15 protein-coding genes and 1 tRNA gene are annotated in these 17,427 nt (G+C 73.5%); 9 read left to right on the forward strand and 7 right to left on the reverse strand.

Translation table 11 applies throughout. The features are described from left to right. The 3 genes from ACH4TP_RS17710 to ACH4TP_RS17720 form a co-directional block, all read left to right on the forward strand. A partial coding sequence (locus tag ACH4TP_RS17710; protein ID WP_398438473.1) for a Pr6Pr family membrane protein occupies positions 1 to 776 on the forward strand: 776 nt, incomplete at its 5' end. A gap of 38 nt (positions 777 to 814) precedes the next feature. Then, positions 815 to 888 (forward strand) — tRNA-Pro (locus ACH4TP_RS17715). Positions 889 to 1,018: 130 nt separating this feature from the next. Then, a complete protein-coding gene (locus ACH4TP_RS17720; RefSeq protein ID WP_398438474.1) occupies positions 1,019 to 2,788 on the forward strand; it encodes an NlpC/P60 family protein in 1,770 nt (589 codons plus the stop codon). Positions 2,789 to 2,840: 52 nt separating this feature from the next. On the opposite strand, the gene ACH4TP_RS17725 is transcribed toward ACH4TP_RS17720, so the two are convergent. Further along, positions 2,841 to 3,719, reverse strand: coding sequence for a glycosyltransferase family 2 protein (locus ACH4TP_RS17725; RefSeq protein ID WP_389223054.1), 879 nt, complete (start codon positions 3,717 to 3,719; stop codon positions 2,841 to 2,843). Between the two features lie 260 nt (positions 3,720 to 3,979). On the opposite strand from ACH4TP_RS17725, the gene ACH4TP_RS17730 reads away from it, so the two are divergent. Beyond that, the gene (locus tag ACH4TP_RS17730; RefSeq protein WP_398438475.1) at positions 3,980 to 5,128 is read left to right on the forward strand and encodes a protein kinase; all 1,149 of its coding nucleotides are present in this window, start codon (positions 3,980 to 3,982) and stop codon (positions 5,126 to 5,128) included. Positions 5,129 to 5,175: 47 nt separating this feature from the next. Here ACH4TP_RS17730 and ACH4TP_RS17735 read toward each other — a convergent pair whose 3' ends face one another. Then, the gene (locus ACH4TP_RS17735; RefSeq protein ID WP_398181566.1) at positions 5,176 to 5,457 is read right to left on the reverse strand and encodes a hypothetical protein; all 282 of its coding nucleotides are present in this window, start codon (positions 5,455 to 5,457) and stop codon (positions 5,176 to 5,178) included. Positions 5,458 to 5,617: 160 nt separating this feature from the next. Between ACH4TP_RS17735 and ACH4TP_RS17740 the strand changes: the two genes are divergently transcribed. Next, the gene (locus tag ACH4TP_RS17740; RefSeq protein WP_398438476.1) at positions 5,618 to 7,456 is read left to right on the forward strand and encodes an alkyl/aryl-sulfatase; all 1,839 of its coding nucleotides are present in this window, start codon (positions 5,618 to 5,620) and stop codon (positions 7,454 to 7,456) included. Positions 7,457 to 7,521: 65 nt separating this feature from the next. Here ACH4TP_RS17740 and ACH4TP_RS17745 read toward each other — a convergent pair whose 3' ends face one another. Together ACH4TP_RS17745 and ACH4TP_RS17750 are read right to left on the reverse strand one after the other, a co-directional pair. Further along, complete coding sequence (locus ACH4TP_RS17745; protein WP_389223043.1) at positions 7,522 to 8,529, reverse strand: YdcF family protein; 1,008 nt, start codon at positions 8,527 to 8,529, stop codon at positions 7,522 to 7,524. Positions 8,530 to 8,595: 66 nt separating this feature from the next. Continuing rightward, positions 8,596 to 10,008, reverse strand: a complete 1,413-nt coding sequence (locus ACH4TP_RS17750; protein WP_398181560.1) for a tetratricopeptide repeat protein — start codon at positions 10,006 to 10,008, stop codon at positions 8,596 to 8,598. 145 nt (positions 10,009 to 10,153) lie between these two features. Here ACH4TP_RS17750 and ACH4TP_RS17755 point away from each other — a divergent pair, with 145 nt between their 5' ends. Together ACH4TP_RS17755 and ACH4TP_RS17760 are read left to right on the forward strand one after the other, a co-directional pair. Beyond that, positions 10,154 to 11,188, forward strand: coding sequence for an Lrp/AsnC family transcriptional regulator (locus ACH4TP_RS17755; RefSeq protein WP_398181557.1), 1,035 nt, complete (start codon positions 10,154 to 10,156; stop codon positions 11,186 to 11,188). Between the two features lie 31 nt (positions 11,189 to 11,219). Beyond that, complete coding sequence (locus ACH4TP_RS17760; RefSeq protein ID WP_398438477.1) at positions 11,220 to 11,507, forward strand: DUF6191 domain-containing protein; 288 nt, start codon at positions 11,220 to 11,222, stop codon at positions 11,505 to 11,507. A 59-nt stretch (positions 11,508 to 11,566) separates the two neighbouring features. On the opposite strand, the gene ACH4TP_RS17765 is transcribed toward ACH4TP_RS17760, so the two are convergent. Beyond that, positions 11,567 to 12,397, reverse strand: coding sequence for a class I SAM-dependent methyltransferase (locus ACH4TP_RS17765; protein ID WP_389223031.1), 831 nt, complete (start codon positions 12,395 to 12,397; stop codon positions 11,567 to 11,569). Between the two features lie 62 nt (positions 12,398 to 12,459). Between ACH4TP_RS17765 and ACH4TP_RS17770 the strand changes: the two genes are divergently transcribed. Next, entirely contained in the window at positions 12,460 to 14,286 is a 1,827-nt protein-coding gene (locus tag ACH4TP_RS17770; protein WP_398438478.1) for a prolyl oligopeptidase family serine peptidase, read from the forward strand. Between the two features lie 24 nt (positions 14,287 to 14,310). Next, positions 14,311 to 15,051 carry an SURF1 family protein gene (locus ACH4TP_RS17775; RefSeq protein ID WP_389223026.1) on the forward strand — a complete coding sequence of 247 codons (741 nt, stop codon included), beginning with the start codon at positions 14,311 to 14,313 and terminating at the stop codon, positions 15,049 to 15,051. Between the two features lie 301 nt (positions 15,052 to 15,352). Here ACH4TP_RS17775 and ACH4TP_RS17780 read toward each other — a convergent pair whose 3' ends face one another. Both ACH4TP_RS17780 and ACH4TP_RS17785 read right to left on the reverse strand, forming a co-directional pair. Next, the gene (locus tag ACH4TP_RS17780; protein ID WP_398438479.1) at positions 15,353 to 16,621 is read right to left on the reverse strand and encodes a hypothetical protein; all 1,269 of its coding nucleotides are present in this window, start codon (positions 16,619 to 16,621) and stop codon (positions 15,353 to 15,355) included. Then, positions 16,618 to 17,346: a SigE family RNA polymerase sigma factor gene (locus ACH4TP_RS17785; RefSeq protein WP_389223020.1), complete on the reverse strand. Its 729-nt coding sequence runs from the start codon at positions 17,344 to 17,346 to the stop codon at positions 16,618 to 16,620. Before ACH4TP_RS17785 ends, ACH4TP_RS17780 begins: the two co-directional genes overlap by 4 nt. Between the last annotated feature and the right edge of the window lie 81 nt (positions 17,347 to 17,427).

The following is a 17,427-nucleotide window of genomic DNA, read 5'->3' on the forward strand; positions in this document are numbered from 1 at the left end:
CGCGGGCCGGCCCCTCCCTGTGGTTTTGGGTGGGCTACTTCACCCCGCGCGCCCGGGGGGCGGGGCCGGCCCCCCCCCACCCCCCCCCGGCGGCCCGCCCCCCGGGGGGGGCGCCCTTCCGTGGTCTGATCGCCCTGTCCGCGGCGACGGGCATCGTCATCGAGTGCGTGTACGGGGACGTGCTCGTCGTCCTGAGCTTCTTCACGATCTGGTCCAACATCCTGGTCGCCGCCGTCCTCGGCCTCGGCGCCGTCCGGGCCTGGACCCGCCGCCCGCCGCTGCCCGCGCTGTGGACCGGCGGGGTGCTGCTCTGCATCGCGGTCGTCGGCCTCGTCTTCCACCTGGTCCTCGACAACGAGGCGAGCGAGTTCAACCAGGCCGCCGAGATCGCCCGCCTGACCGGCGCGAAGGCCGTCGCCAACCAGCTCCTCCACACCGTGACCCCCCTCGGCACGGCCCTCGACTTCCTCCTGCTCACGGCACCCGGCGCCCTCCGGTGGCGCCACGCCGCCCAGTGGCTCGCGGCCCCGCTCCTCTACTTCGCCTTCGCCCTGGTCCGCGGCGAGCTGATCTCCCCCGACGCGCCGACCCGCTACACGTACCCCTTCCTCGACGTGACCGTCCACGGCTACGCCGGCGTCCTCACCAACGCCGTCGTCCTCGGCGCGGCCTTCTACGCCCTCGGTCTGGCGATCGTCGGCCTGGACCGCATCCGACCTGCCCCGAGGTCCCCCGAATACCGGATTTCGCCTCAGCGCGCGCGTGGGCTAAAGTAAGCGATGTCGCCGGGACGGGAAGACCGAAACAGCGACATCGGGGTGTAGCGCAGCTTGGCAGCGCGCTTCGTTCGGGACGAAGAGGTCGTGGGTTCAAATCCCGCCACCCCGACAGCCGCAAGACCTGATCAGGGGCCTGATCCGAGACATCGGATCAGGCCCCTGAGTGGTTTCCGGGGCGCCTCGGGATCCGGGGTCAGCCCCGGGCGAGGGGGGTTGGCGGGCGTCTGGATGATGTGGTCATGACTGACACTTCTCGCCGTAGTCTGCTCGCCGCGCTGACCGCCACCGCCGCCGCGGTCCCCCTGTCGTCCCTGATCGCCGGTCCGGCTCATGCCGCGCAGGCGGGCGCGCCGGCGGCGGCGCCCGCTCTGTCCCCGCTCGCCGGACCCGCGTCCGGACTCGGCGCGCCCCGCTCCGCGGTGACCATCACGGACCTCGGTGCCGACTGGTTCACTTCCGTCGCTCTCGGCACGCTCAGCGCCAACGTGCTGGCCGGTACTCCCGCCCGTACCGAGGTCACGTCCGGTGGCAAGCGGGTCGCGTTGCTGACGCACGGCGCGCGCACGGTGCTGCTTCCCGGGCCCGAGCGGACGTTCACCGAGAACAAGCGGCCCTTCGTGGACGACTTCCAGCGGACCCTGCCGGACCCGGCTCTTCCCGAGGCCGACCGCGTGTACTGGGGCACCGCTCCCGGCGGCGGCGGGTGGACCACCCTCGGCGGCGCCGCCTCCGACTACTCGGTGACCCCGGGTGCCGGCGTCATCAACCTGACCACGGACTACGCGAGCCGCCACGCGAGTGTCCGCGACGGGGAGATCACCGACGTCGACGTGCGGTCGGTGGCCAAGTTCGACAAGGTGCCCACCGGTCAGGCGTGTTCGTACGCCCTGTCCTTCGGTTACCAGGACTCGCACAACAACTACCGGGCCCGGCTGTCCTTCACGACCACGGGCGCCGTCGAGCTCCGTGTCGAGAAGGAGGTCGCCGACGCCGTCACGCAGCTGGTACCGGTCGTCTCCCTGGCCACCGGCGTCGCCGCCGGCACCAACTGGACCATACGGGTCCGCCGTGAAGGCACCAGGATCCAGGCCAAGGCCTGGCGGACGGACACCACCGAGCCGGCCGCCTGGACCGCCGAGGTCGACGACGCCACCTTCGGCAAGGGCCGGGTGGGCCTCCGGGCCCTCGCCAACTCCGGCTGCACCAACCTGCCGATCAAGCTCACCGTCAGCCGCTTCGAGGTCACCGCCGCCACCTGGGAGACCCTGCCGACCGTCACCCACACCGACTGGGTGCGCGTCCTGGACCAGCCGTTCGACGGCACCTGGACTCCGGCGCTGGAGGCGCGGATCCGCGCCTGGGCCGGCTCGACCGCGCCCGACGTCCTCGCCTACGCGGCGATGTTCCTCCCGGACGCCCCCGCCGTGACCGCGGGTGCGGGTGCCGCGGCGGGCAAGCAGGTCCTCGGCCAGGCCGGCTACGGCTACCTCGACCCGCAGGGCAACCGCTACGAGGGCGCCGACTTCCACGAGTACATGAACCTCGGCTGGACCTTCCCGGACGGCACCTACACCGGCCCGTCCAGCAAGCAGGTCGGCAACCTGGACTGCTCCGGCTACACCCGCATGGTGTTCGGCTACCACCACCAGGTCCCGATGGCGGCCGGGGCCGACACCTCCAGGACGCGGCTGCCGCGCAAGTCCCGCGACATGGTGGACTACGCCCCGGGGGCCCGCATCGACCAGACGACCGGCAGCACCCCGCCCGCCGCGACCCTGCTGCAGCCGGGTGACCTGGTCCTCTTCAACGCCGACTCCGGCGACGACAACGTGACCGTCACGGTCGACCACGTCGGCATCTACCTGGGCAAGGACACGAACGGCAAGCGCCGCTTCCTCTCCAGCCGCAAGACCGGAAACGGCCCGACCATGGCGGACCTGGCGGGCTCCTCCACCCTGGACGGCACGGGCACGTACGCCACGAAGCTCCACACCGTGCACCGCATCTGACGCACGGTCCACCGGGCGGCCGCCGTTCCGCGGTGGCCGCCCGGCAGGGGCCCTAGATCACCGGCGGGCGGCCCAGGCGGGTCATGTGGAGGACCGTCGTCCAGCGCATCGGGGTGCGGGGGCCGCAGGAGCGGCGGACGCCCTCCGCGAAGCCGCCGAACCAGGCCTTCAGGCCCGGCAGGGAGCGGGTGCGGGCGAGGGTGAGGAGGGTCCAGACGCCGAGGTAGACGGGGACGAGGAGGGCCGGGAGGTTGCGCTTGGCCAGCCAGACGCGGTTGCGGGCGGTCATGCGGTAGTAGACGGCGTGCCGGGCCGGGCTGGTCTTCGGGTGCTGGAGCAGCAGCTTCGGCTCGTAGATGACCTTCCAGCCCGCGTCCAGGGCGCGCCAGGCGAGGTCGGTCTCCTCGTGGGTGAAGAAGAAGTCCTCCGGCCAGCCGCCGATCTCGTCCAGCATGCGCATCGACAGGCCGTGGCCGCCGCCGAGGAAGGTGGTCACCTCGCCGCCGCGCAGCGGGTCCTTCGCGCCGAGGCGCGGGATGTGACGGCGCTGCGTCTCGCCCGTCTCGTCGGCGATGCGGAACGAGACGACGCCGAGGGTCGGGTCCCCGTCGTACAGGTCCGCCAGGCGGCGGAAGACGTCCTTGTCGACGAGGAGGCCGTCGTCGTCGAGGTCCACGACGATGTCGACGTCGCCGAAGGACCGCAGCGTCTCGATCGCGACGTTGCGGCCGCCGGAGACGCCCCGGTTCTCGGGCAGTTCGACCCCGGTGACGCCCTCGGGCAGGGCCGGGAGCGACCCGGTGCCGTTGCCGACGACGACGATCCGGGCGGCGGGCTCGTCCTGCCCCGCCACGGCGTCGAGCAGGGCCCGCAGCTCGGCCGGGCGCGTGCCCATCGTCAGTACCGCCACACCCACACGAGGTCGCGCCACGACCCACTCCGTCCCATGTCCGCTGTCCGCAGCTGTCCGCCGCTGCCCGCTGCTGTCTGCCGTTGTCCGCAGCCGTCTGCCGGAAACCGCTCCGGGCCGCGATGCTAACCGCCTGGGGACACCTTCCGTTCACCAGGACCACGGGTGTCGTGCACCGCTCCGGGGCCCGGAGGGGGGAGCGCGGCGAACGGCGGGGGCGGGCGGCTCTACGCTGGTTCCCTTCCGTCAGGTTGATCGATCGTCGAAAGGGTGGTCTCCAGGTGCTGGTCGCGGACCGATATCGGCTTCATGTGTGTATCGGCCGGGGCGGCATGGGCGAGGTGTGGCAGGCCACCGACGAGGTGCTGGGGCGGCCCGTGGCCGTGAAGCTGATGCTGGCCCAGTCGACCGATCCCTCCGCCGGCGACCGCTTCCGCCTTGAGGCGCAGACCGCCGCGCGGCTGAGCCATCCGCACGTGGTGGGCGTCTTCGACTTCGGCACGTGGGACGGAAAGCTGTTCCTGGTCATGGAGTTGGTGGAGGGCGACAGCCTCCAGGGGAGCCCCTCCGAGCCGATGGTCCTGCCCGCCGAGCGGGTCGCGGTGGTCGCCGCGCACGCCGCCGCCGGGCTCGCGGCCGCGCACCGGCAGGGCGTGGTGCACCGGGACATCAAGCCGGGGAACCTGCTCGTCGACGCCGAGGGCACGGTGAAGCTGGCCGACTTCGGCATCGCGCGGTTCGTCGACGACCCCTCGGCCGCGCTGACGACGACCGGTCAGATCGTCGGCACCGGGCTCTACCTCGCGCCCGAGCGGGCCCTCGGGCAGCCCGCCTCGCCCGCCTCCGACGTGTACTCGCTGGGCTGCGTGCTCTACCAACTGACCACCGGGCGCCCGCCGTTCCGCGCGGACACGGCGACGGCCCTGCTGTACCAGCACATCGACACCCCGCCGGTGCCGCCGAGCCGCCTCGGCGCGGTGCTGCCGCCGGAGTTCGAGGCGTACCTGCTGAGCCTGCTCGCCAAGCAGCCGGAGCAGCGGCCCTCGGCGCAGGCGATCGCGGACTGGTTCTCCTCCGGCGCCTGGCGTTCCTACCCCGGGGCGGCCCCCGTCCGGCCCCCGGCACCGCACCAGCCCGTCGGACACGTCCCGGGCCAGGCCCACGCACCGCATCAGCCCGCCGGGGCCGCCCCCCTGCCGATGCCGGCGCCGGTGCACACGCCCGCGCCGACCCCGCTGCCCGTGAACCGGCCGCCGGCGACCCGGCCCGGCTCCCCCGCGCCCGCGTCCCGGCGGCGCCAGAGCCCGGCGGCGAGCACCGGCGGCGCGCTCGCGGAGCTCTCCCGGCGCCGCCCGCGCAAGACGGCGGCGGTGGCCGGGGCGATCGCCTTCGTGGTCTTCCTGATCATCGGGATGGCCTGGCTGTCGTAGGGCGCCGCACCCGGCTCAGTAAAGCCTTCTCAGTACAGAGCCCCTCCTCAGTACAGCCTCGGCGCCATCACGTGCGGCTCCTCGTCCCCCTCCGCGAGCAACATGCAGCGCGGTACGCCGGGCCCCGGGGTCGCCCGTACGGTCACCGGCGTCGGCGGGTCGGTCGGCAGCTCGATCACGAGGGTGACCGGCCGGTCGTCGCGGGACGTGGCGTGGCCGGTCTCCTTGCCGTCGACGAGGACCTCGACGACGGGGGTGTGCCCGGTCTGGACGGTGGCGGAGACCGAGTGCCCGAGGTAGTCGATGTGGAAGTGGTGCCGCGCTCTCATGGGCCGCCTCCGTACCGCCGGGGTGGGGCGCGTACCTCCAGCGTAGGCACGGTCCGCCGCTCCCGCCGCTCCTGCTTCTCCGAAGTGCGGCCGTAGTACCCCGGTGTTCAGATGGACCGGTACGCCGACCACCGCCCGTGCGGAACGGAGCACCTGGCACATGAGCGACACCCTGCCCTCCTTCGGGGACACCGCCGACTTCGAGAACGCCGACCGGGGCTTCCTGGGCTCCCTCGTCCCCGGTGTGGTGCAGGCCGAGGACGGCCGCGTGATCTGGGACAACGACGCCTACGCCTTCCTCAAGGGCGACTGCCCGGACACCGCGCACCCCAGTCTGTGGCGGCAGGGGCAGCTCTCCGCACGGCAGGGCCTGTACGAGGTCACCGCGGGGATCTACCAGGTCCGCGGCCTGGACATCTCCAACATGACGCTCGTCGAGGGCGAGCGCGGGGTGATCGTCATCGACCCGCTGATCTCCGTGGAGACGGCGGCCGCCGCCCTCGCGCTCTACCGGGAGCACCGGGGCGACCGGCCGGTCACCGGCGTGATCTACACCCATTCGCACGGCGACCACTTCGGCGGGGTTCGCGGCGTCCTCCCGCACGGAACCGAGGCGGGCGTCCCGGTCCTCGCGCCCGCCGGGTTCCTGGAGCACGCGGTCAGCGAGAACGTGTACGCGGGCACCGCGATGACCCGCCGGGCCAGCTTCATGTACGGCGTCGGCCTCCCGAAGGCCCCCGACGGGCAGATCGGCGTGGGCCTCGGCCAGGCCACCTCCACCGGCACGATCAGCCTGATCCCGCCGACCGTGGACATCACGGAGACCGGGCAGCAGGAGACGGTCGACGGGGTGCGGATCGTCTTCCAGCTGACGCCGGGCACCGAGGCCCCGGCCGAGATGAACTTCCTCTTCCCCGACCAGCGCGCCCTGTGCCTGGCGGAGAACGCCACGCACAACATGCACAACGTGCTCACCCTGCGCGGCGCGGTCGTCCGAGACTCCCGGATCTGGGCCCACTACCTGGACGAGGCGATCGAGTACTTCCACGGGCAGTACGACGTCGGCTTCGCCTCCCACCACTGGCCGACCTGGGGCCACGACAACGTGGTGCGGTTCCTGGCCGAGCAGCGCGACCTCTACGCGTACCTGCACGACCAGACCCTCCGGCTGCTCAACGAGGGGTGGACCGGCACCGAGATCGCCGAGCGGATCGAGCTGCCGCCCGCCCTGCAGAAGGCCTGGCACGCCCGCGGCTACTACGGCTCCCTGAACCACAACAGCAAGGCGGTCTACCAGCGGTACCTCGGCTGGTACGACGGCAACCCGGCCCACCTCTGGGAGCACCCGCCGGTGGAGCTCGCGCAGCGGTACGTGGCCGTGGCCGGCGGCCCCGCCGAGGCGATCTCCAAGGCCCGCCGGTACCTCGCGATCGGCGATCCGCGCTTCGCCGCGACCCTCCTCAACCACGTAGTCTTCGCCGACCCCGGGAACGAGGAGGCGAAGCAGGCCCTCGCCACGGTGTACGAGGAGCTCGGGTACGGCGCCGAGAACGCGACCTGGCGGAACTTCTACCTGCGCGGCGCCCAGGAGCTCCGGCAGGGCGTCACGGGCGACATGGTCGACATGGGCAACCCCGAGATGGCGATGGCCCTCACCGTCCCCATGCTGATCGACTCGATCGCCATCGCGATCGACGGGCCGCGCGCCTGGGACGAGGACCTGACGATCGACCTGGTGCTCCTCGACGGCCCCACGGACGCGGGCGAGCGGCACCGGCTCACCCTGCACAACGGCGCCCTCACCCACCGGGTGGTCGCCGAACCCCGGACGCCCGCCGGACTGACCCTCAGCCTCGGGAAGGCCCAGCTGCTCGGCCTCCTCGCCGGGAAGAGCCTCCAGGAGCTGGGGATCGGGGTGGAGGGCGACCCGGCCCTGCTCGCCCGGCTCTTCTCGTACGTGACGAAGCCCGACGCCCAGTTCCCGATCGTCACTCCCTGAGCGATCGTCACTCCCCGAGTGATCGTCACTCCCTGAGAGATCGTCGTCCCTGACCGGCGGAGGAGTCACCGCATGAGCCACGCCAGGAAGCCCAGCAGGATCAGCATCAGGCAGATCCCCAGGTTGACCACCTTGTACTGGAGGAAGACCGCGACGAACTCCCGGATCGTCGCCGAGGGCCAGAAGTAGGCGGCGGTCGGCGAGCCCACCACCTGGCCGTCGATCCCCGCCCGGCGGGCCATGAGAGCGGCCCGGAAGGCGTGGAAGTTGTTGGTGACGATCACGCAGGAGGAGCCGGGTCTGTCCCGCTCCATCAGCTCCTTGCTGAGGAGCATGTTCTCCTCGGTCGTGCGCGAGCGGTCCTCGCGCACGACCGCCCCGGCCGGGAAGCCGCCGTCGATCAGGTAGTCGGCCATCGCATGCGACTCGGGCAGCTCCTCGTCGGGCCCCTGGCCGCCGGAGGTGATGAGGACGGGCGCGTCCCCGCCCCGGGCGGCCAGCGTCTCGTACACCTGCCGGCCCCGGTCCAGGCGGCTCGCGAGGAGCGGCGGCACGCGGCGGCCGCCGATCAGACCCGAGCCGAGGACCACGACGTAGTCGGCGTCGCGGCGGATCCGCATCCGGCCGTACAGGAACGCGTAGCCGACGAAGCAGAGGAAGAGGAACGAGACGTAGCCGAGCACCAGCAGGGTGGTGCCGGCGATCACGCCCAGGGTCCACGAGCGGGTGGCGGCCGCCGTCGCCGTCAGGGCCATCACCCCGAACATGCCGAGTCCGGCGAGCAGCGCCAGCAGGTTGGCCGGGCGTCTGCCCTCCTTGCGGACCATCTTCACGCCGTTCGCGCAGAGCAGCCCGGCGAGGACGACCGGGCCGAGGCCCAGCACGAGCAGCAGGAGGATCATCACGGTCTCGGCGACACCGGGCGGGGCGTCGTCGATCCCCGCGAGGAGACCCAGACCGAGGAAGGTGACGGCGAGGCCGAGGTACACGGCATTGCCGAAGCGGCGCCGGTCGCGCAGCACACCGACCCCGAAGAGCAGCAGGAACAAGGCAGCCACGACGAAGGCGAACATGCGGACATCGTAGGCATCGGGCCGAAAACCGGCGGGGCGCCTGTGGACAACCCGGGCGGCCCGGCTCTAGCCCTCACCCGCCAGTGTGAACAGGCCGCGCCTCGCCCCCTCTTCGTAGGCGCTCCGCAGCTCCGGGTCGACGAGCAGCGCCCCGAGGGCCTCCTCGCCGCGGGCCCGCGTCACCACGCAGTACTCCGCGGGCCGGTACGAGGAGTCGAAGACCGAGGTCCGCAACAGGTCTACCGCGCCCAGGAGATGGGCCGCCGATCGGCGCCGGCCCTGCATCGCCCGCAACTGGGCCAGGAGTTCCGCCGCGCAGGCCGCGCCCACCGCGGAACCGAGCCGCAGGTGCTCGCGCAGGGCCCGCCTCGCGTACTCCGAAGCGCGCTGCCGGTCCCCGTCCCAGGCGCCGAGTTCGGCCCGTACGTGGTTCGCCCAGGCCTCGGCGAACATGTCACGGCCCACCCAGGCCCGCCGGCTCTCCCGGTCCAGGTCCCCCTGGTCCAGCGCCTCCTGCGCGGCCTCCGGATCGGAGCGGCACAGGGAGAGCGCGAGCCCGACCCAGCAGGCCCGCCGGGACGGCCCGAACTCCGGGTGCTCCTCCATCAGCGCGAGGGCCTCCCGGAACTCGGCCGCCGCCGCGCGGGTACGCCCCTGGTAGAGGGCGGTCGAGCCGCGCAGATGGGCGAGGAGCGCCAGACAGCGTTCGTCGCCGTCCCGTACGGCCGCCGCCCAGGCCTGGGCGAGGAGCGGGTCGGCGTCCTCGGGGCGGCCCGACTCCAGCTCCAGGAAGGCGGCGAGCCACAGGGCACGGGCGGACGGCGGCCCCGAGTGCAGGCTGAGGGCGTGCCGCAGCCGGACGCGGCCCTCGGCGATCCGCCCGCAGACCACCCACAGGAACCACAGGGACACCGCGATCTCGACGGCCGTGTCGGCCTCGGCGCTCGGCGAGAGCGGCGCGGTCGTCGGATCCATGGCGGCGGCCAGGTCCGGGAGTTCACGCAGCGCCAGGTCCCGGGCGTCGATCTGACGGCCCCGCTGCCACCATTCGGCGGCCCGCCGGGCCACCTTCACGCACCACCGGCGGTGGTGCAGGAGGACGGCCCAGCGGTCGCCGCGCGCGGTGAGCCGGCGGGCGCCGACGGCCCGCATCGGGTGCGGCATCCAGTAGCGGGGCAGGCCGTCCTCGCCGTCGAACAGGTCGTCGACGGGCAGGAGGGCGAGGGGCGCGAGCCGGTCCAGGACCGCCTGGACCTCCCCGGCGGGCAGCGTGCCGGAGGCGCAGACCTCGCGGACGGCCTCCCGGCCGAAGGCGCCCTCGAAGACGGAGAGCCGCTCCCACAGGAGCTGTTCGGCGGGGCCGCAGCTCTCGTAGCCGCGCTCGGCGGCGGCGATCTGTTCGAGGCCGACGTCCTCGCCCCACAGGCGCTCGGTCTCGGATGGTTCTCCTGCCCACATGTGTCCCAGCCCCCGTGTCACTCCTCCGCCCTTCTCCTGTGACATAGGACGGATCCCATGGAAATCAGCCTGCCTCGCGGCTTGAATGCATGTGCCCTGTGGTCCACATCCTGGGGCCTTCCCGTGCCCGAACCCAGGGTTTCCCCGGGATCGACCAAGGAGGCACATGCATACCAGGGAATCCGTCCTGGGGGAGGTGGATCTGGCGCTGATCCACGCACTGCAGATAGCGCCCCGCGCCAGCTGGACCCAGCTCTCCGGCGTCCTCGCCGTGAGCCCGGACACCCTCGCCCGGCGCTGGGAGACCCTCACCTCCGGGGGGTACGCCTGGAGTTCGATGCTCGCCGCCCGCCGCGGCACCGCGGCCACCCTGTACGCGTGGGTGGAGCTGGAATGCGCCGCCGGTGCCACCGACAGCACCGCGAGCGAGGTCTCGGACGACCCGTACACCCTCGGCGTCCACCAGGTGACCGGCGACGCCGACCTGGTGCTGCTCGTCAACTGCCCGGACCTGCACTCCCTCGACGGATACCTCGCCGGACGGGTGCGACGGCTCCCCGGGGTGCTCAGGGCCCGCACCCAGGTCGTCACCCAGCTGCACAACCGCCCGTACCGCTCGCGGATCGAGCAGCTCACCCCGGGGCAGGCGCAGCAGCTCGCCGAGATCACCGGCGGCGACCGGCGGACCCGGACCCCCGCGCGCGCGTACCCGCTCGTCACGGAGCTCGACCGGCGGATCGTCGCGGAACTGGCGGGGGACGCCCGGCGCAGCGCCGCCGAACTGGCCCGGCAGTGCGGCACGAGCGAGTCGACCGTACGCCGCAGGCTGGACGCCCTCGGCGCGGTCGGCGCCCTCCACCACCACTGCCTGCCTGCCCCGCGCTTCTCCGGCCGGCCCGTGTGGGCGCTGGTCACGGCGGACGTGCCGCCCCTGGACGTGGCCGAGTCGGTGGCCTCCCTGGGCCGGCTGCGCCAGACCCGCGTGGTCACCTCGGTCACCGGGCCGCACAACCTGGCCCTCGCCATGTGGCTCCGGACCGTCGAGGAGCTCCACGACGTGACGGCGGCCCTCGTGCGGGCCGCGCCGGCGCTGCGGATCACCGGCACCTCGGTCGCGCTGCGCACCCACAAGATCGGCGCGCAGGTCCTCGGCCCGGACGGGCGCCGCACCCATCACGTACGGCCCGACACCACCCCCTGACAGGGCGCCCGGGGCGTGTTCTGATGGCCCCATGGAGTTCGCCGTGTTCGTGACGCTGCCCGGCCTGGTCATCCTGCTGACCGTGATCGCCTTCGCCGACCAGCTCCTCCGCATGACCGGACGCGGCAAGCGCACCGGGACGGTCTCCTCGACGGGCTTCGAGCAGCTGCACGCCACCTTCTCGCAGGGCAAGCAGAACGAGCTCAAGGAGCGGCAGAGCGCGCTCGTGCTGCGCGACGACGAGGAGGACGGCGCCCCGCCGCGCCACTCGACGGTGGACCTCGGCGGCGGGCGCGCCGTCATCAGGATCAGGCGGTGACCGGGATCGGGCGGGGCCGGACGGTCAGGTGGTGACCGGGATCAGGCGGCCCTGGACGGTCAGGCGGGCCTGGACGCCTTGATCGAGTACATCAGGGGGATGCGGGGGCGGTCCGCGGGGAAGCGGTAGTAGCCGTCCTCGTGCCGCTGGAGGGCTCCGTAGCGGGGGAAGAGCGAGGCGTCGTGCTCGTGCAGGAACTCGATGCGCAGGCCCGCCCTCGCCAGCGCCGTGACGACCTCGCCGACCGGGTGCACCCACTCCACGCTGCGGTTGTGGACGGTGACGGCGTCGAGGTCGGCGTACGTCCCCGGGGTGGTGTCCACCCACGGATCGCGGACGAAGTAGTCGTGCACGACCCGGCTGCCGGTCTCGTCGTCGAGCGAGTCGGTCAGCGGATGGAACTCGGCGACGTAGAGGAAGCCGCCCGGGGCGACGAGCGAGGCGGCGGTGTCCGCCCAGCGGTCGAGGTCGGGCAGCCAGTTCAGCGCCCCGGTGCCGGTGTAGACGATGTCGTACGACCGGTCGGGGACGGCCTCGGCGGCGTCGTACACGTCGGCGGCGACGAACGCGGCCCGCTCCTGCGGGAGGCCCAGGTCGGCGGCGAGCGAACGGGCGGCCTCGACGGCCGGCTCGGAGAAGTCCAGGCCGACGACCTGGGAGGCGCCGTGCCGGGCCCAGGAGAGGGTGTCCAGGCCGATGTGGCACTGGAGGTGGAGGAGGGAGCGTCCGGTGACGTCACCGACCTCCGCGAGCTCGAAGTCCCGCAGGGCGTCCTTGCCCGCGCGGAAGGCGTCGAGGTCGTAGAACTCGCTGGCGGCGTGGATCGGGACGCGCTCGTCCCACTTGGCGCGGTTGGCCTCTAGCCAGTCCTCGGGCGTCGGAGAGTACATGTCGGCGAGGTTATCCACAGGCTGCGGAGGACGCGACCCGATTGTCGGCGGCGCGGAGCATGATGGATGCCATGACTACCGAGAGCAAGCACATCGACACCCCGGTCTGGGAGCAGCGCTTCCGGGCACCCCGTGTCTCCCTGCCCGAGTGGGCCGAGGAGGCCCCGGACCGCTCACTGTTCGTGTCCAACGCGACCGGGACGTACGAGCTGTACGCCTGGGACCGGGCGAGCGGCGAGCAGCGGCAGGTGACGGACCGGCCGAACGGGACGACGGACGGCACGCTGTCGCCGGACGGCGCCTCGATCTGGTGGTTCGCGGACACCGACGGGGACGAGTTCGGGGTGTGGATGCGCCAGCCGTTCGAGGGCGGCGCGGACGAGCCGGCCGTGCCCGGCCTCGAAGCCTCCTACCCGGCGGGCCTCGCCATCGGCCGGGAGGGCACGCTCGTGGTGGGCCGCTCCACGGACGAGGAAGGTTCGACGGTCCATCTCGTACGGCCCGGGGCCGACGCCCCGGTCGAGATCTACCGGCACCGGGAGTCGGCCGGCGTCGGCGACCTGTCGTACGACGGCTCGCTGATCGCGATCGAGCACACGGAGCACGGGGACGCGATGCACTCGGCGCTGCGGGTGCTGCGCGCCTCGGACGCGGGTGTGGTGGCCGAGCTCGACGACACCAAGGGCGGTACGGAGGAGCTGGGGCTGACGGTCCTCGGCTTCGCCCCGCTGGCCGGGGACACCCGGCTGCTCGTCGGCCACCAGCGGCGCGGCCGCTGGGAGCCGATGCTGTGGGACGTGGCGACGGGCACCGAGACCGATCTGCGGCTCGACCTGCCGGGCGACGTGTCGGCCGAGTGGTATCCGGACGGCTCGGGCCTGCTGATCGTGCACGGCTTCGAGGCCCGCAGCGAGCTGTGGCGGTACGAGATCGCGACCGGCGCCCTGGTGCGGGTGGAGACCCCGGCCGGTTCGGTGTCGAGCGCGACGGCCCGGCCGGACGGTTCCGTGGAGTACCTGTGGTCCTCGGCGGCCGAGCCGCCGGTGGTGCGCTCCACGGCCGGCGGTGTCGTCCTCGATCCGCCCGGTCCGAAGGCGCCGCCGTCGGTGCCGGTGGAGGACGTGTGGGTGGAGGGGCCCGGCGGCCGGGTCCACGCGCTGGTGCAGCGCCCGGCGGAGGGCGAGGGCCCCTTCCCGACGGTCTTCGAGGTGCACGGCGGCCCCGCCTGGCACGACAGCGACGCCTTCGCCTCGGGCCCGGCGGCCTGGGTGGACCACGGGTACGCGGTGGTGCGGGTCAACTACCGGGGCTCCACGGGGTACGGCCGGGAGTGGACGGACGCGCTCAAGCACCGGGTGGGTCTGATCGAGCTGGAGGACATCGCGGCGGTCCGTGCCTGGGCGGTGGCGAGCGGTCTCGCGGACCCGTCGCGCCTGGTCCTGTCCGGCGGCTCCTGGGGCGGGTACCTCACCCTCCTCGGTCTGGGCACCCAGCCGGACGACTGGGCGGTCGGTCTGGCGGCGGTCCCGGTCGCGGACTACGTCACGGCGTACGAGGACGAGATGGAGGCCCTCAAGGCGCTGGACCGGACGCTGCTCGGAGGCTCGCCGGAGGAGGTGCCCGAGCGGTACGCGGCCTCGTCGCCGCTGACGTACGTGGACGCGGTGAAGGCCCCGGTGCACGTGTCGGCCGGCGTCAACGACCCGCGCTGCCCGATCCGGCAGATCGACAACTACGTCGACCGGCTCGCGGCCCGGGGCGCGGTCCACGAGGTCTACCGGTACGACGCGGGCCACGGCTCGCTGGTGGTGGAGGAGCGGATCAAGCAGGTCGCCCTGGACCTGGACTTCACGGCGAGACACCTGGGGACCCGGGCGTCGGAGGGCTGAGCCGGCTTGCGTACGGTGGGGGGTGTGTACCGGTTCCTGATGACGCCCCGCTGGTGGGGGATCAACGTCTTCGTCCTCCTCGCGATCCCGTTCTGCGTGTTCATGGGGACGTGGCAGCTCGGCAAGTTCGAGGACCGCGTGAAGTCCCACCAGGAGGCCGAGCAGCGGCCCCCCGCGAGCTCGCTGAAGGCCGAGGCGCTGGACTCGCTCCTGCCGGTCGACAAGGAGACCTCGGGACGCTCGGCCGAGGCGCGCGGCCGGTTCGGGGAGCAGTTCCTCGTGCCGGACCGCGAGCTGGACGGCCGGACCGGCTCGTACGTCCTGACGCTGCTGAAGACCGACGGCGGACGGTCGCTGCCGGTGGTGCGGGGCTGGCTCCCCCCGGGCGCGAAGGCCCCCGCCCCGCCGTCCGGCGAGGTCACGGTGGTGGGTGCGCTCCAGGCCTCGGAGAACCCGGGCACGAAGGGCGTCGTCACGGCGGGCGGGCTGCCGGAGGGGCAGCTCGGCATGATCAGCGCGGCGTCTCTGGTGAACGTGGTCACGGACGACGTCTACGACGCCTGGATCACCCTCGCGGACTCCCCCGCCGGTCTCACGCCGGTCCCGGCGGCGGCCGCGGAGGGCACGAGCCTGGACGCGAAGGCCTTCCAGAACCTCGGCTACACGGCGGAGTGGTTCGTCTTCGCGGGCTTCGTCGTCTTCATGTGGTTCCGCCTCGTCCGCCGCGAGGCGGAAGCCTCCCGCGACGCGGCGCTGGGCCTGTAGGACTGGACTTCCCAGTCCCCCAGGTCGCCGGGCCCCAGACTGCAGGCCCCCCAGGTCGCAGGCCGCCGGGCCCTCAGTCCCCCAGACCGCAGTCCCCCAGACCGCAGGCCGCCGGGCCCCCGCCCCCAGGCCACCGGGCCCCAGGCCCTCAGTCCCCCAGGCCACCGGGCCCCAGTCCCCCAGACCCCCAGACCGCCGAGCCCCCAGGCCCGCAAGCCCCCGGGCTCGCAGGCCCCCGGGCCCCCAGGCCGCCGGACCCCCCAGGGCCTCTCGGTCCCAGGGGTCCGGTGCGGGGTCGGGGTCAGGCGGTGGGGAGGGCGCCGGTGCGGTAGATGGTGCCGGCGCAGGCGTTCGGGATGACGGCCGAGGCCGTGGGGCCGCCCGAGGAGGCGGTGTGGCTGACCACGACGCTGCCGTCCGCCGGGGCGCCGTCCTCGAAGAGCAGCTGGGGTGCCACGCCCGAGCCCGCTTCCGTGCCGGCGCCCGTGCCCGTGCCGCCGCCGCTCTCGGTGCCGCCCGCCCCGCTCGTCGGGTCGTCCGTCGGACGGGGCTGCGTCGGGGTCGGGGTCGGCGTCGGGGTCGGGGTGACGGGCGGCTCGGTCGGGGTGGGCGTGACGGGCGGCTCGGTCGGGGTCGTCGGGCAGGTCTCGCTCGGCACCCAGACGAACTTCACCTCGTAGCTGTCCTGCGGCTTCAGGACGAGCGCGGAGGACTCCTGCGAGGAGTCGGGCAGTCCGCTGCCGTCGCCCGGGGTGTGCCGGACCACCGAGATCCGCGCCGGGTCGGCCGCCCCGCGGGCCTCGACGCCGACGGTGCCCGAGCCGTCCACGACGCAGGCCGCGCCGGAGATGTTGGCGATGCGGAAGGTGCCGTGGACCTTGCCCTCGGCGTCGGTCCCGTCGGCGCCCGCCCCGGTGACGCCGAGCTGGTCGGCGGCGCACTGCGGGACGGAGCCGGGGTCGACGCCCAGCGTCCCCCGCGGGCTCGCGCCGGAGGCGCCGGCTCCCGGGCGCTGCGGCTTGCCGGAGGCGTCGGCCCCGCCCGGGCTGGGCGAGACGCCGCCCGCGGGGGCCGTGGAGCTCTTGCCGCCGACGACGCCGGTCTCGGTGCCGGTGCCGCCCTGGGCCTGCTCGCCGTGGCCCGCGTTCACGGGGTTGGCGGCGGAGAGGCCGCCCGAGGCGGCGACGTGCACGAAGGCGGGGACGGCGGTGCCGATGAGGACGGCGGCGGCCGCGGCGCCGACGAGGGCCTGCCGCTTGCGGGCGCGCCGCGCGGGCACGGCGCGGCGCAGGTGCTCCAGCGAGCCGTGGGAGGGCTCCAGGCCGCTCACGGCGTCCTGGAACAGCCGCCGCAGCGCGAGTTCGTCGTCGCCCTCACCGGTGCCGGGCTCGATCTTCACCATGCGCTGTCCACTCGGCTCGTCACGTTCATCCAGGGCGTCAGGGGTCTCGGAGGCGCCGCCGTCCGTCTCGGAGGCACCGCCGTCCGTCTCGACGACATGCCTCTCGGGGGCGTCGTCGCCGTCACGGTTCTCGTGGGCCACGCCGTCCCCGCCACGTGCCTCGCTCATGTCGTCGCTCCCATCGCGACGCGCAGCGCCGCGATGCCCCGCGAACCGTACGCCTTCACCGAGCCCAGGGAGATGCCGAGCGTCTCGGCGACCTGGACCTCGGTCATGTCGGAGAAGTACCGCAGGGCGAGGACCTCGCGCTGGCGCCGCTGGAGGCCGCGCATCGCCTTGATCAGGTCCTCGCGCTCCAGCTGCTCGTACGCCCCCTCCTCCGCGCTGGCCATGTCCGGCATCGGCTTGGACAGCAGCTTCAGGCCGAGGATGCGGCGGCGCAGCGCGGACCGGGAGAGGTTGACCACGGTCTGGCGCAGGTAGGCGAGCGTCTTCTCGGGCTCACGGACCCGCTTGCGGGCCGAGTGGACGCGGATGAAGGCCTCCTGGACGACGTCCTCGCAGGAGGCGGTGTCGTCGAGGAGCAGCGCGGCGAGTCCGAGCAGCGACCGGTAGTGGGCGCGGTAGGTCTCGGTCAGGTGGTCGACGGTGGTCCCGGCGGCCGGGGCGCTCTCGGCGCTCTTGCGGGGCGACGGGATGCCGTCGACTCCGCCGGTGCGGGCTCCGGTGGGCACGGGGGCGATCACCGGCATGCCGCCGAGTGCGCGCGGGCGCCGGAGCGGACGGACCGCCGTGCCGCGTACGGGGACGACGGCGCCGCTCCGCACGGGGAGCACCGCCGTGCCTCCGCCGCGCAGCGGGGCGATGGTCGCGATGTCGAGTACCTCTGCCACGCCTGTTGGACACGCTTCCCCCCGGAAGGGTTGTACGCGTGCACCACCTTTTTCGACGGCGAGTCGTTCGTCCCCATGCGT

The organism is Streptomyces sp. NPDC021012 (genome assembly GCF_044333355.1).
Taxonomy (GTDB): Bacteria; Actinomycetota; Actinomycetes; order Streptomycetales; family Streptomycetaceae; genus Streptomyces.